The sequence below is a fragment of the Polynucleobacter sp. MG-6-Vaara-E2 genome, from assembly GCF_018687695.1.
Lineage (GTDB): Bacteria > Pseudomonadota > Gammaproteobacteria > Burkholderiales > Burkholderiaceae > Polynucleobacter.
This window is the reverse complement of the sequence record NZ_CP061303.1, coordinates 569,815-584,002: the sequence shown is the minus strand read 5'-3', so window position 1 is coordinate 584,002 and position 14,188 is coordinate 569,815. Positions and strand designations below refer to the sequence as shown.

At 45.4% G+C, this 14,188-nt stretch carries 16 protein-coding genes; 10 read left to right on the top strand and 6 right to left on the bottom strand.

The window, feature by feature from the left end; genetic code table 11:
* Nucleotides 1-2: 2 nt before the first annotated feature.
* Nucleotides 3-857 (bottom strand): xanthine dehydrogenase family protein subunit M, encoded by an 855-nt coding sequence (locus tag ICV38_RS03070; protein ID WP_215382288.1) that lies wholly within the window; start codon nucleotides 855-857, stop codon nucleotides 3-5.
* Between the two features lie 115 nt (nucleotides 858-972).
* Nucleotides 973-1,449, bottom strand: coding sequence for a CoxG family protein (locus tag ICV38_RS03065; protein ID WP_215382287.1), 477 nt, complete (start codon nucleotides 1,447-1,449; stop codon nucleotides 973-975).
* Nucleotides 1,450-1,561: 112 nt separating this feature from the next.
* Here ICV38_RS03065 and ICV38_RS03060 point away from each other — a divergent pair, with 112 nt between their 5' ends.
* The 8 genes from ICV38_RS03060 to ICV38_RS03025 all read left to right on the top strand — a co-directional run bounded on the left by ICV38_RS03060 (nucleotide 1,562) and on the right by ICV38_RS03025 (nucleotide 8,707).
* Nucleotides 1,562-2,254 (top strand): TetR/AcrR family transcriptional regulator, encoded by a 693-nt coding sequence (locus ICV38_RS03060; protein ID WP_251368206.1) that lies wholly within the window; start codon nucleotides 1,562-1,564, stop codon nucleotides 2,252-2,254.
* A gap of 14 nt (nucleotides 2,255-2,268) precedes the next feature.
* Nucleotides 2,269-2,727 carry a glyoxalase gene (locus tag ICV38_RS03055; RefSeq protein ID WP_215382286.1) on the top strand — a complete coding sequence of 153 codons (459 nt, stop codon included), beginning with the start codon at nucleotides 2,269-2,271 and terminating at the stop codon, nucleotides 2,725-2,727.
* Between the two features lie 10 nt (nucleotides 2,728-2,737).
* A complete protein-coding gene (locus ICV38_RS03050; protein ID WP_215382285.1) occupies nucleotides 2,738-3,979 on the top strand; it encodes an FAD binding domain-containing protein in 1,242 nt (413 codons plus the stop codon).
* Nucleotides 3,980-4,055: 76 nt separating this feature from the next.
* Nucleotides 4,056-5,291: an ABC transporter substrate-binding protein gene (locus tag ICV38_RS03045; protein ID WP_251368204.1), complete on the top strand. Its 1,236-nt coding sequence runs from the start codon at nucleotides 4,056-4,058 to the stop codon at nucleotides 5,289-5,291.
* 114 nt (nucleotides 5,292-5,405) lie between these two features.
* Nucleotides 5,406-6,260 carry a branched-chain amino acid ABC transporter permease gene (locus ICV38_RS03040; RefSeq protein ID WP_251368203.1) on the top strand — a complete coding sequence of 285 codons (855 nt, stop codon included), beginning with the start codon at nucleotides 5,406-5,408 and terminating at the stop codon, nucleotides 6,258-6,260.
* A gap of 14 nt (nucleotides 6,261-6,274) precedes the next feature.
* Nucleotides 6,275-7,234 carry a branched-chain amino acid ABC transporter permease gene (locus ICV38_RS03035; protein ID WP_215382284.1) on the top strand — a complete coding sequence of 320 codons (960 nt, stop codon included), beginning with the start codon at nucleotides 6,275-6,277 and terminating at the stop codon, nucleotides 7,232-7,234.
* Nucleotides 7,234-7,989: an ABC transporter ATP-binding protein gene (locus tag ICV38_RS03030; RefSeq protein ID WP_215382283.1), complete on the top strand. Its 756-nt coding sequence runs from the start codon at nucleotides 7,234-7,236 to the stop codon at nucleotides 7,987-7,989. Before ICV38_RS03035 ends, ICV38_RS03030 begins: the two co-directional genes overlap by 1 nt.
* A 13-nt stretch (nucleotides 7,990-8,002) precedes the next feature.
* A complete protein-coding gene (locus tag ICV38_RS03025) occupies nucleotides 8,003-8,707 on the top strand; it encodes an ABC transporter ATP-binding protein (RefSeq protein WP_215382282.1) in 705 nt (234 codons plus the stop codon).
* 7 nt (nucleotides 8,708-8,714) lie between these two features.
* Here the strand turns inward: ICV38_RS03025 and ICV38_RS03020 are convergent, their stop codons facing one another.
* Nucleotides 8,715-9,218, bottom strand: a complete 504-nt coding sequence (locus tag ICV38_RS03020; RefSeq protein WP_215382281.1) for a YqaA family protein — start codon at nucleotides 9,216-9,218, stop codon at nucleotides 8,715-8,717.
* Between the two features lie 155 nt (nucleotides 9,219-9,373).
* On the opposite strand from ICV38_RS03020, the gene ICV38_RS03015 reads away from it, so the two are divergent.
* Together ICV38_RS03015 and ICV38_RS03010 are read left to right on the top strand one after the other, a co-directional pair.
* On the top strand, nucleotides 9,374-10,543 hold the full coding sequence (locus ICV38_RS03015) for an acyl-CoA dehydrogenase family protein (protein ID WP_215382280.1): 1,170 nt from the start codon (nucleotides 9,374-9,376) through the stop codon (nucleotides 10,541-10,543).
* A 21-nt stretch (nucleotides 10,544-10,564) separates the two neighbouring features.
* Entirely contained in the window at nucleotides 10,565-11,749 is a 1,185-nt protein-coding gene (locus ICV38_RS03010; RefSeq protein WP_215382279.1) for a CaiB/BaiF CoA-transferase family protein, read from the top strand.
* Here ICV38_RS03010 and cls read toward each other — a convergent pair.
* The 3 genes from cls to ICV38_RS02995 are packed head-to-tail and all read right to left on the bottom strand — an operon-like array spanning nucleotide 11,746 to nucleotide 14,173.
* Entirely contained in the window at nucleotides 11,746-13,224 is a 1,479-nt protein-coding gene (cls, locus tag ICV38_RS03005) for a cardiolipin synthase (RefSeq protein ID WP_215382278.1), read from the bottom strand. The genes ICV38_RS03010 and cls overlap by 4 nt on opposite strands.
* Nucleotides 13,221-13,973, bottom strand: a complete 753-nt coding sequence (locus tag ICV38_RS03000; RefSeq protein ID WP_215382277.1) for an endonuclease/exonuclease/phosphatase family protein — start codon at nucleotides 13,971-13,973, stop codon at nucleotides 13,221-13,223. The genes cls and ICV38_RS03000 overlap by 4 nt, the downstream gene beginning before the upstream one ends.
* Nucleotides 13,973-14,173 carry a hypothetical protein gene (locus ICV38_RS02995; RefSeq protein WP_215382276.1) on the bottom strand — a complete coding sequence of 67 codons (201 nt, stop codon included), beginning with the start codon at nucleotides 14,171-14,173 and terminating at the stop codon, nucleotides 13,973-13,975. Before ICV38_RS02995 ends, ICV38_RS03000 begins: the two co-directional genes overlap by 1 nt.
* Nucleotides 14,174-14,188 lie beyond the last annotated feature (15 nt).

The window sequence follows — 14,188 nt, the reverse complement described above, 5'->3', positions numbered from 1 at the left end:
AGTTAGACTACCAAGTGCTTTAGGCCGCGCTCAAGCAACACTCCAATTAAATGGGTCTTCGCTGCAGCGCTGTTAGTGATATCTGCTATCGCATCAATCTCTTCACGCGCAGCTTCCACTGCCTTTGCAATTACTTGATCATTAATGACTTGCCCATTGACCACATCTTGAGCAGCTACTGCCATCACTGGTGTTGAACTGACTGAAAAGAATGTAAACACGCAGTTGTTCAACACACTTCCTTGCTTTTCAGCAACCGCCGCTAAGCCCGCAACCGCATAGTCTCCATGGCGTCTTGCTAGCTCGTGGAAATAAAAAACTTGATTGGCTGTAGCTAGCGGAATTTCAGTGGCAACCAAAATTTCATCTGGCTCCAGGGAGGTGGTATACAAATCAATGAAGAAATCTTTTGCAGAAATTTTACGTTCGCCGCTCGGACCATGAATCACCATCGTAGCTTGCAATGTGAGACTGCAAGCGGGCCATTCAGCAGCAGGGTCACCATAAGCAAGTGAACCACCCCAGGTTCCTAAGTTACGAATCGCGCGATGTGCGATGTGGGGCGCAGCCGCCTTTAGAAGTGGCGCATGTTTCGCGACTAAATCAGAATCTTCGATTTCTGTATGCGTAACGAGAGCGCCAATGCGAAGTTTGTTACCTACAACAGAAATACCTTTGAGCTCTGCAACATCAGTGATGTCAATCAAGATGCTTGGCTCTGATAAACGCATATTGAGCGTAGCTAAGAGAGTTTGTCCGCCAGCAATTAATCTTGCGTCATCACCCCCCTGCTCCAGCAAAGACAAGGCATCACTTAAAGCTGTTGGCTTTGCATAGTCAAATGCTGCTGCTTTCATTCAGTCTCCTCCACCATCAATTGATATAAGCCTTTGTGGCTCTTTTTATATTGACTACTCTTACTTTTAATTACTTTTGCATTACAACTGCTGTTTTTATTTTTGAACTGCTCTTTTACTCACTTCCAGCGCCAGACTCCACCGCTGCTGCCTCCCCGCCTAATTCTTTTGCAAACTTCTGAAAAAAGTCATCTGCGATTTTTTTAGCGGAGGCGCTAATTAAGCGTCCGCCAATCTGACCAAGCTTTCCACCAATTGAAGCTTCGGTTGTATATGAAATTAATGTGCCACCTTCGGCTTGCTTGAGCTCAACGCGAGATTTACCTTTTGCAAAACCCGCCGCTCCACCAGAACCTTCAAAAGCCATCGAACACGATTGATCTGGAATGATGTCGCTAAGTAAAAGCTTCCCGGAAAAACGGGCTCTCACTGGGCCAATCTTGAACATCACCTTGGCATGAACCTCTTCTGGTGAGACTCGGCTGATCTCTTCACACCCAGGAATGGACTTGGCCAATACATCAATATCGTTCAACCCCCTCCACACATCAGGGATTGGGGCGGATATTAATTGTTCGCCATTGAGTTCCATTTAGCTTCCTTGGGGTTTGTACGGATAGAGTCTTATCTACCAATTGTTCAACAATGTACCATTATTTAACTTTTGGTCAATAAGTCCAAATTCGGATAAACCCTGAGAACCCATGCGTTTTAGCGAAGACAGCCTTTCTAGCTCAAATGAGACCGAAAATCCGGCCCAATCATTAATGCCAGCACGTCGGCGCATGAATACTGCTGACCGCAAACGCCAAATATTGGATCGCGCGATTCAGTTCTTCGCCAAATACGGCATTGATGGTCAACTCCGCAATCTCACCAAGGAGCTCGGTGTAACCCATACCCTGCTCTATCACTACTTCCCAACGAAAGAAGCGCTGATTCAAGAAGTCTACAAAGAAGTTTTTGAATCCCGCTGGAAACCTGAGTGGGAAGAATTATTAGATGACCCCAAGCTCACACCAGAAGAAAAGTTCAACGCTTTTTATTTGGATTACACCAATACTGTTTTAACTTATGACTTTGTTCGCATTTTAATTTTCTCTGGTTTAAGTGATCACTCTATTAGTGATCGCTTCTTTGAGCTTTTGCGTTCGCGTCTATTGCCTCGCCTCATTCGCGAGACTCGCAAGTACTGTAAGCGCCCCATAGAACCAAAGCCGACAGAACGTGAGCTTGAGTTTTTAATGGGCTTACACGGTGGTATCTTTTATATCGGTATGCGTCGCTGGATTTACGGTCAAGCTATCTATGCCCAAGATATTCCGAGCTCTGAACAAGAAATCATTCGCGATCGTGTTGAGTCTTATTTGCATTCCGCCAAAACGCTATTTACTTAATTTAAAAGGTCACTATGTCCAATCTAAGCCTTAATCACTTCTCCATTCGCAGTCTTGAGATTGAAAAAACTTCAGAATTTTTTAGCACGGTCTTGGGCTTAACGATTGGTCCAAGACCAGACTTTCCTTTTCCAGGCGTTTGGCTGTACAACGGGGCCCATGATAGCTATGCAAATGCAGTGCTTCATCTGATTGCAATAGATAAGAATGATCCCAATGGCTTAAAAAAATATCTTGGAGATCGTGATCCCAGTTCATTGCATGGCTCTGGCGCCGTAGATCACATTGCCTTTTTTGCGAATGGTCTTGAAGAAAAAATTGCTTTATTAAAACAGCTCAATATTCCTTATCGTGAGCGGACAGTTCCTGTATTGAAACTGCATCAAATTTTTCTAGACGACCCTAATGGTGTTGTGATTGAGCTCAATTACCCAGCCGAAGAAAAAGCAGCTCTAGACGCAAAGGCCGCTTAAGGAAATACTGATGGCAAAAATACTAGTAGTGGGCGGCTCCTTGGGAGGTTTATTCGTAGCAAATATCTTGCTACGCCAAGGCCATGACGTCACCCTGCTAGAAAAAGCTACTGGTTCCCTTGATGGTCGTGGTGCAGGCATCGTGACTCATGATGCGCTTGCGCAAGCATTGCGTACCGCTGGTGTTACTGTTGATCACGCTCTTGGCGTGCCAGTGACGCAGCGCGTTACCTTGGGGTCAGATGGTCAAAGTCTTGGTGAAATGGCTTTGCCACAAATTCTCACGTCTTGGAGTCGCCTCTATCACATGCTCAAAGAAGCGTTTCCGCAAGAGCGTTATCTTCAAGGCAAGACTGTTAAAACTGTTGCGCAAGATGTGGACTCGGTAGAGGTGGGATGCGAAGACGGTAGCACCTATAAAGCAGAGCTATTGATCGCTTCTGATGGCATCCGCTCTGGCGTCAGAGCACAAGTCGCCCCCAAAATTCAGCCTGAATACGCTGGCTACATTGCTTGGCGCGGTGTCTGCGATGAAGCCTATCTCTCTCAATACACATTGGACACTCTCTTTAATTACTTTGGCTTTTGCCTTCCAAATGGAGAGCAGATGCTGGGCTATCCCGTCGCAGGCTCCGGAAACGATACGCGCCCTGGCAAACGTCGCTACAACTTTGTTTGGTATCGACCAGCCTCCGAGCATGAAGAGCTTGTCCAATTGCTTACCGATGATGATGGCCATTACTACCCAATTGGCATTCCACCATCAAAAGTTTCTTGGAGGCATATTGCGCATATGCGCACAGTAGCGCGACAAATTTTGGCACCTCAATATGCGGAGATCCTGGAGAAGACTGCAGCTCCTTTTTTACAAGCAATTTATGACGTACGCTCTGAGCAAATCGTCTTTGGCCGAATAGCTCTCATGGGTGATGCCGCTTTTGTAGGTAGACCACACGTAGGCATGGGTGTTACTAAAGCGGGCGATGAAGCCATGGTGATTGCCAAGCATATTGAGAAACTAGGTGCTACCCCTAATGCCCTTCAAGCGTACAGTGATGAACGTCTTAAGCTAGGTCAACAAGTAGTTGCCAGAGCACAGTATTTGGGGCGCTATATGCAAGCTCAAGGGAGTAAAGGTACAAGGGATCAAGAGAATCTCAAGCGCAATGCTGGCACGGTAATGGCGGAAACCGCCATCGACATTAGCGATTTACTAGCCCAAGGGAAAGCAGTACCTGAGTCTGCCCATTAAAAGGCACATTCAGTTAAGATTTGAGAAACAAAAAAGCATTCTTATTTAAACAAAGTTTTATATGGAGGAGACAACCATGAAACAAAAAGTAACGAATCAAACAAGACGAAAGATGTTGATTGGTGGCGCTGCCGCGGCAAGCACGCCGCTTTGGCTTAATGTCGCCAATGCACAAGCGGACACAATCAAAATTGGATTCCCAACGCCATTAACAGGACCCTTCTCTGCTGAAGCTCAAGATCAAGTAAAAGCTGCTGAACTCGCTATTAAAGAATTTAATGATGCAGGCGGTTTTAATGGTCGTAAAGCTGAACTCTTGGTCCGCGATGACAAACTCAATCCTGGTGAAGCAGCAACTCGCACACTCGAGCTGATTGAAAAAGATAAGGTGAATTATGTTGTTGGCTCATTGTCTGCTGCAACTCAACTATCAATTAATGCGGTTTGTAAAGAGCGTAAAGTACTCTTTAACTCCATCAGCCAATCTGATGCGATCAATGAAGCAAAAGACTGGAGTGTTTATACATTCCACGAAGCTTTAAACCCAACCATGACTGCTGGTGCAGTAGCCCGCTACTCAATTCCCCGCTTTGGTAAAAAGATCGTGTTCCTCACTGCTGACTATGCCTATGGCCATGAGATGGTGCGTGCGTTTGAACGCGCTGGTAAAGAAATGGGTGCCACTACTTTGGCCGATATTCGCCACCCATTGGGCGCTTCAGACTACTCTGCTTTCTTGCCTCGCATTAAGGCATTGAATCCTGATATCTTGGTGCTCTGTAACTTTGGCCGTGACTTGGTGAATGCTGCAAAACAGTGTACTGATTTTGGTCTCAAATCCAGCATGAAAATTGTTACTCCAGTATTGCTCTATACCTCACGCCTCGCTGGTGGCCCAGAGGCATTCGAAGGCATTATCGGCGGTACCTCATACTACTGGGGCCTTGAAGATCGTATCCCTACAGCAAAAGCATTTAACGATGCTTTCCGCAAAATGTATAACGGCTCAGTTCCATCTGACTACGGTGCATTAGGCTACGCTGGTGTGAAGAGTGTTTTGGCCTCCATCAAGATTGCCAAATCTACCGACACCATGAAGGTTGTTAGTGCGATGGAGAATTTAAAGTACGACTGGTACAAAGGTCCTGAGTACTATCGCAAGTGCGACCACCAAGCTGTTCAAACGGTCATCATCGTAGAGTCTAAGTCGAAGAATATGAAAGACAAGTATGACGTCTTCAATATCTTGACGATTGAACCTACCACTGAGAAAAATATGCGCTCCTGCGCAGAGCTGGGCCACAAAGCCTAATACAAACTCAGGGGGATCACCTGATCTTCCCTGAATCACTCCCCTTGCACCTTCGGGTCATGGGGAGTTTTTCTGAGTACATTTATGACCGGTCTGACATTTGAACTTTTATGCATGCAGTTGCTTACGGGAATCGCCCTCGGTAGCATCTACGCTCTTTTAGCTTTAGGTCTTTGCTTGATCTTTGGCATGCTCAATGTAGTGAACTTTGCCCATGGCGCCTTCTTTATGGTTGGCGCCTTCTTAGGCGTCTATTTCTTAGGCATCACAGGAAACTTTTGGTTTAGCTTGGTACTAACACCGCTATTAACTGGTTGTCTTGGTTTGGTCACTGAGCGCTTTTTGGTCAGACCACTCTATGGACGGGGATTGGACTACCCATTACTTCTTACTTTTGGCTTGTCATATGTATTGATTGAAGTCATGCGCGTGACCTTTGGCATTGAAGGCCTGCCGTCCATCACCCCCGACGGATTGAGTGGCACCGTAAACGTCGGCATTGGCTTCTTTCCGAAGTACAGACTCTTTTTAATTGCCGCAACAGCCCTCATCATTCTTGGAGTTTGGTTTCTGATTCAGAAGACGCGCTATGGCCTCATTATTAAAGCCGGCGCTGCTGATCAAGAAATTGTCAAAGTGCTTGGTGTTGATATCGCCAAGGTCTGGCTTTTAGTGTTTGGGTTGGGATGCGCAATCGCTGGTTTATCCGGCATCTTAGCCTCTCCTACTCGCTCAGTAAATCCAGAGATGGGCATTCCCATTTTGGCTGAATCATTTGTGGTGACTGTAGTCGGCGGCATGGGCTCTCCTGTCGGTGCCGTAGTTGCAGGCTTATTGGTTGGGGTGGTTTACAGCATGACCTCATTATTTTTCCCAGACCTTGCTGAGCTTTCAATTTTTGTATTAATGGCTGTGGTCTTATTAATCCGACCACAAGGTTTATTTGGTAAAGCGGGGGCAATGGGCTAAGGCTCTCAGTGCATATGAATTCATATTTTCAACTTATCTCTCGACATCGCGTTTTAGCGAGCACCCTGTTCTTGGCAATCTTCCCGTTCATCATGCCGTATGAAGCATTGGCAATCAACATCCTGATCTTTGGATTATTTGCGATGGGCTTTAACCTGCTATTTGGTTATATGGGCTTACTCTCCTTTGGGCATGCAGCCTTCCTTGGTATTGGTAGCTACCTTACCGGCATTGGTATCGTGCACTATGGCTTAGGCTGGGGTACCGCAATCCTCATTGGGGTTATTGGCGCCGCCATAGGCGGATTGATCATGGGCTTTTTAGCAATTCGCACTCGAGGAATTTATTTCTCGATGGTGACCTTGGCGCTTGGTCAAATTGTTTACTACGTATTCTATAAAGCCGAGAGTCTGACTGGTGGTGAGAATGGCTTGCGCGGCGTGCGCGTGGATTCTTTCAATATCCTTGGCATCCCCGTAGACTTTCTCAACCCAATGGTGAAGTACTACATCATCTTGTTCTTTGTTGTAATTGCCATTTGGTTGATCTCCCGCATTCTGAACTCGCCACTTGGCGCTGTCATGGAAGCGATTCGTGAAAACGAAAAGCGAGCAGCAGCATGCGGCTTTGATGTCGCCAGAACCAAGTTGCTTGTATTCGTTCTATCAGCAGCCATTTGCGGATTGGCTGGCTCCTTACGCGCACTACACCTTTCTATTGTTCCAATCGATTCCTTGCACTATCTGCAATCAGGTCAAGCAGTAATGATGAGCATCTTGGGTGGCATGGGTACTTTCTTTGGACCCTTTGTGGGCGCTGCAGTCATGCTCTACCTTGAAGACGTAGTCACCACTTTCACAAAACACTGGATGGCCGTGGTTGGCTTGGTCTTCATGTTCTTTGTGCTGTTCTTCCCTAAAGGTATTTGGGGAACCATTCTGAGCAAGCTACAAATTCATCAGGATTCTAAATAATGAATAGCCCAACTACAACTCCTATTCTTGAAGCGCGCAATGTCAGCAAGAGCTTTGGCAAGTTCAAAGCATTGCAAAACGTTTCTACAAGCTTTATGCCTGGGACATTAACAGCAATCATTGGTCCTAATGGCGCAGGCAAGAGCACCTTCTTTAATGTTTTAAGCGGCGCCTTTCCTCCATCTAGTGGACAAATTTTATTTAATGGCAAAGACATTACCGGTATGCAGCAATATGAATTTGCGCAGATTGGTATTTCTAAGAGCTTTCAAATAACCAATGTTTTTAAGCAACTCACCGTTCATGAAAATGTTCGCGTTGCTGCTCAAATGGAAACCGCTCGATATAACTTTTTGCGTAATGCTCAAAGCTATCCAGGCCCCATTGAAATTGCGGATCAACTTTTGCGACGCGTGAACTTAGAGCATCTACGCAATAAGAAAACTGGGGATTTAGCGCATGGTCAACAGCGTGCACTTGAAATAGCGATGGCATTAGCATGCAATCCCAGCCTTTTACTTCTCGATGAACCTACTGCAGGCATGTCTCCTGAAGAAACTCTAGTCATGATGGAACTCATTCGCACCTTGGCAAGTGAGCGCACTGTCATTTTGGTAGAGCACAAGATGAAACTCATTATGGGTTTATGCAAACGCATCATTGTTTTGCATCATGGTGAATTCTTGGCCGAGGGAACCCCCGAGGAAATCCAAAATAATGCTGAGGTACGTCGTGTGTACCTAGGTCAAGGTTAATTGAAAGTCAGCTATGTTGCATATTGAAAACTTAAACGCTTGGTATGACCGTAGTCACGTCTTGCAAGGTATTTCTTTGGATGTTCACAAGGGAGAGATTGTGACCTTGATGGGTCGCAATGGCGCTGGCAAAACCACTACTCTCCGCTCCCTCATGGGCTTGCTCTCTAAACGTCAAGGAAAAGCGAGCATTGATGGCACATCCTTTTTGGATCTTCCTGCGCACGAACGCTTTCACCTTGGTTTGGCTTACGTTCCAGAAGATCGTCGCATTGTTCCAGGCTTGACTGTCAAAGAAAATCTAGAGTTAGGCGTCATTGCGCAAAAGAACCGCGGTGATATGACCGCCCTAGTAGATGAAATCGCCGAAACCTTTCCACGACTCAAAGAGCGTCTTCATCAGGACGGCACATCCATGTCGGGCGGCGAACAACAAATGTTGGCGATTGCCCGCGCCATGATTGCTAAGCCTAAAGTAATTTTGCTTGATGAACCCTCTGAAGGCATCATGCCAGTCCTGGTTGAAGAAATGTTCGAGCTTTTTGCGAAACTCAAGCAACAAGGTTTAACAATTTTGCTCGTCGAGCAAAATGTTCAGCAAGCTTTAAAGATTTCTGATCGCGCATACATCTTAGATCAAGGCGAGATCGTGTTTCATGACACTGCGCAAAATCTCTTAAACAACGATGAGATACAGCAGAAGTATTGTGCTGTTTAATTCAGCATTAAATGAGATGCAACCAGTGACCTAACTGGCGCCAGAAGCTTTCTGGAACCAGAGTCAACAACCAGGTTAAGGTAAGGTAGCGCAACAACTTACCGATGAACATATAAATTAAGCATGGCTGCCAGGCAAGCTTTAACCAACCCGCAGCAATGCACAAGGGATCGCCAAGTCCAGGTAGCCAAGATAGCAATAGAATCTTGGGACCCCAAGCCTCTAGCCAATCTTTCAGGCGTTCATTTTTAGGCTCTCCAACAGATTTCATACTTCTGTGAGCAATGAGGCCGAGCCACCAATCAAGCATACCTCCCAAGGTATTGCCAACAGTGGCGACAAAAATAGCAGCCCAATACAAATGGGGATTTAGAGAAATATAACCAAATAGAATGGGCTCAGATCCAACTGGAAGTAAGGTGGCTGAAACAAAAGCGCTCACGAACACCGCTGGCAGGCCTACTGAGGGCAAGCCAAACCATCCAAAAAAATGCGCGAGTGCGTGCTCCATGAAACGCATACCCCTTTTGTATTGCTATCTTAGGATTGAGTAACCCCAATGGGTCTATTTTGCCTTGTTTTATCAATCCTCCAAGAAATTCAAATCTTGCTTAAACTAATGCTTTAGTCCAAAAAGCAATATAAATCCTACAAAACGAGACATTCATGAATCACCCTATTCCCAAGCCCGATCAATATCAAGATATGCGCGAAGCATTGCGTGACCTCTGCAAAAGTTTTGATTCAGCCTACTGGCAAAAGATTGACCATGAACGCGACTATCCCGAGGCTTTTGTCAAAGCTATGACTGAAGCAGGCTGGTTAGCCGCTTTAATTCCAGAGGAATATGGTGGCTCAGGATTGGGTCTAGCAGAAGCTTCCGTCATCATGGAAGAGATTAATTTTTCTGGTGGCAACTCTGGCTCATGCCACGGTCAGATGTACAACATGGGCACACTACTTCGCCATGGATCTGAGACGCAAAAGAAAATGTATCTCCCAAAGATAGCCACTGGCGAGTTGCGTTTACAAAGCATGGCAGTCACAGAACCTACGACTGGTACCGATACAACCAAACTGAAAACGACTGCAGTCAAAAAAGGTGATAAATATATTGTGAATGGTCAAAAGGTCTGGATCTCGCGCATCCAGCATTCTGACTTAATGATTCTGTTAGCACGAACAACCCCAATCAATGAGGTGCAACGTAAATCTGAGGGGATGTCGATTTTTATCGTCAACCTCAAAGATGCTATTGGCAAAGGCATGGAAGTCAGGCCAATTGCCAATATGGTGAATCATGAAACTAACGAAGTCTTTTTCGATAATTTAGAAATTCCGGCAGAAAATCTGATTGGTACTGAAGGCCAGGGATTTAAATATATACTTGATGGCTTAAATGCTGAGCGGGTTCTCATTGCTGCAGAATGTATTGGTGACGCCTATTGGTTTATAGATCGTGCCCGTCGTTATGCCAATGACCGCGTAGTATTTGATCGACCTATTGGTAAAAACCAAGGCATTCAATTTCCGATTGCAGATAGCTATATTGAAACCGAAGCAGCCAATTTAATGCGCTTTAAAGCATGTGAACTGTTTGACACCCATCAGCCCTGCGGTCCGGAAGCAAATATGGCGAAGTTTTTAGCAGCCAAAGCCTCCTGGGAGGCAGCCAACGTTTGCCTGCAAACCCATGGTGGCTTTGGTTTTGCCAATGAATATGATGTCGAACGTAAATTTAGAGAAACTCGCCTCTATCAAGTAGCGCCAATCTCCACGAACTTGATCTACTCTTATGTGGCCGAGCATATTCTTGGTTTACCAAGATCCTTCTAATTCTTCCGGCAGATATTGAATATGAGCATTCGCCCTCTAGACGGCATTACCGTTGTTTCACTTGAACATGCTATTGCCGCACCCTTTTGTACACGCCAACTGGCAGACTTGGGTGCTCGTGTTATTAAGGTGGAGCGCCCCGGTAGTGGTGATTTTGCTAGGGCTTATGACAAGCAAGTTAAAGGTTTGTCATCTCACTTTGTTTGGGTCAACCGCTCGAAAGAAAGTTTGACGCTTGATTTAAAACAACCAGCTGCCCTAGCGGCTTTAAAAAACCTTCTAAAGACGGCTGATGTATTGGTACAAAACCTAGCTCCTGGCGCAGCTGCACGGATGGGCTTAACTGCAGAGCTTTTACACAAAGAAAATCCTCGGTTGATATTGTGCGATATCTCTGGCTATGGAAATAACGGCCCTTACCGTGACAAGAAGGCCTATGACCTTCTCATTCAGAGTGAAGCAGGATTTCTATCGGTGACCGGCACACCAGAAACTCCTAGTAAGGCGGGTAACTCGATAGCTGATATAGCAGCTGGCATGTATGCCTATACCAATATATTGGCTGCTTTATTGCAAAGGGGTAAAACTGGTAAAGGCTCCGTGATTGATGTATCCATGCTTGAAGCATTAGGCGAGTGGATGAGTTTTCCGTTGTATTACGCCTATGATGGCGCTGATGCTCCACCAAGAAATGGTGCTTCACACGCAACCATTTATCCATATGGCCCCTTTAAAGCGGGTGACGGCAAGACTGTCATGCTTGGTCTTCAAAACGAACGTGAGTGGGTCCAATTCTGCGAAACCGTACTAGAAAATCCAGAGCTTGTTCAGGATGAGCGCTTTGACAAAAACTTCAAGCGGAACGAAAAACGTTCTGAACTACTAGAAATTATTAATGCCTGTTTTGGTAAACTCACAGCCGAGCAACTCATTGCCCGTCTAGAGCAAGCTCAGATTGCTAATGCCCACCTGAATGATATGGAAGGCCTTTGGAAGCATGAGCAATTAAAAGCTCGCAATCGCTGGGCTGAGGTGGATACCCCCAACGGAGAAATACCCGCCCTACTGCCGCCTGGCTTAAATGATAGCTACGACTATCGCATGGACCCGATTCCAGCGGTAGGTCAACATACCGACCAAATCCTTAAAGAGCTTGGCTTAGCAGATTCTGAAATTACTAGTATGCGTGCAAGCGGAGCAATTTAAAGAAGCGGCGAAGTTAAATGCGCAGCATTTTCCAAGTAGTGATGCCAGCGTGGTCGTTTTGCCCAAACTTTTGAATCCACATAATCAGATTGCGCTAAGTAAGATTCAATTAATTTTTCAAGCTTAGAGCAAAAATCATTGTTATAAACAATTAGACTGATCTCAAAATTCAAGCGCAGACTACGCTGATCAAAATTAACCGATCCAAAAATAGCAATTCTCTTATCTATTAGGAGACTCTTGGTATGCAGTAAGCCTCCATGAAACTCCGCAATCTTCACCCCTGCATTTAGTAAATCACTATAAAAACTTCGACTACTCCAAGCAACTAATTTGGAGTCATTGAGTTTAGGAACAATTAAGGTAACTTTTACTCCGCGCGCAGCAGCAGCCATCAAAGCCTGAAGTAACCCATCGTCAGGACCAAAGTAAGGCGTGGTAATCGTTAACTCTTCGCGTGCGTCCATGATGGCCGATAACAGCACCTGATAAAGAATATCGTCTCGGTACACTGGGCCAGATGAAAACTCTTGCGCTATAGCGCCACCTTCATGAGGAGATACAGGTGGCTCACGATCATCAAAGTGGGTAATTTTAGGATTATCAACACTCCAATCAAACGAGAATGTGAGCTCAAACTGAGATGCGACAGGCCCTTCAATGCGCACCATGGCATCGACCCACTCACCCACTCCAGAGTCCTGCTTAAAGGTCCGAGGGTCTACCAAGTTCATACTTCCAGTCCAAACAACAGCCCCATCAATCACAAATATCTTTCGATGCAGACGCAAATCAGCACGCCTAAACTGAAAACGACCCACCTGTATTGGCAAAGCTTCAGTCACCTGGATGCCTGCCTTCCTGAAACGCCCAGACCAAGAAGACTTAAACCAATCTTTACTTCCGAGTGAATCCAACAAAACACGGCAGGCGACCCCACGCTGAGCTGCAGCAATTAAGGCCTCGCAGACACGATCTGCATCACCGCCCAGAGCCCAGATATAAAACTCTAAGTGCAAACTTTTTTTAGCTTGGTTAATTTCATCAATAAAGTTTTGTAGGATCTGCAATGAATTTGTATGCAATTCGATCTTATTTCCGGCAACCACAGGGGAGCCATTCTTCGATTCCGCTAAGAGACTAAGAGCTCTACCCTCAAGAGGCAATTTATCTCGATCGCCAATAAATTGCTGCCTCATGAGTTTGGTAATGTTCTCGTATTCGCGATTCATACGAATAATTTTCCGAGTTAAAGCCCTCCCAACTGGACGCTCACCAATCAAAATATATAAGCTAATTCCCAACAGCGGAAATGTCATCACAATGAATATCCAGGCAAAAGCTACACCAACAGGCCTTCTCACAGAAATGATGATGAAAATAAAGTACGTCACCAATAAAAAGTGAGCCAATAGAATCAATCTCAAATTGAGCTCAGAGTTTGTATTGATAAAAAATCCTAATAAGTCATTCATAGCAATTCCAGTTCGGCAGTGATACCAAGGTGATCAGACAATTTCATCCATTCATGCAAAATTTCCGCTGAATGGATTTTTAGACCGCGGACATAGATACGATCCATCGGCAATAATGGTTTCATACTAGGAAAAGTTCTTGCGGGAGCCCCAGTCAAAGTTTCGAATACCTCATTAAAGCCGGCCTCACGCATTGGCTCACTCACGCGGTTACGCCAATCATTAAAATCGCCTGCCAAAATTGTCGGGGCGTCATTGGTTAACGTATCGATATAGCGAATGATCTCCGTTAGCTGACGCTCTCTACCACGTTCAAATAATGCTAAATGCGCACAAAAACAATGGATCGGTGAACTCGCATCATCGAGTTGAATCATGCTATGCAAAAGCCCCCGTTTTTCAAATCGATATGCAGAAATATCGTAGTTCTTTCCCTTGTGCAATGGGCGCTTAGAAAGAATGGCATTCCCATGGTGGCCATCTGGATACTCGACGTTCTTACCATAGTGCCAGTCACCCCAAAAGTCCTCAGATAGAAAATGGGTCAACTCAGTCAGGGGCCACTGTCCAAAGCGCCGAATTCTTCCCCGATGCTCTTGTTGTAGTTCCTGCAAAAATAATAGATCGGGATAATGACTCCGCATTCTTTGGCGTAGCTGATAAATAGTGGAATGGCGATGCAAAGGTGACAAGCCTTTATGTACATTCATACTCATTACTGTAAAACGCTTAGGGTTCATTTGAGTCATTAAAACTGCCCCTCAGCCCGCTGTCGTCGAACACGCGCCAAATAAATCTCACCCTCTACTAGTTCTTGGCACTGCATACACTTATTACAGATGGACGCCTGCTCCCGCAGCTCATCTATCGAGCTAATGGGGTGAGTATCTAAATATTCACGCAGATCAACGTCAAAGACGTTATTGCAAAGGCAAATTACTTCTGCCATGAGTTAAAAAATAGG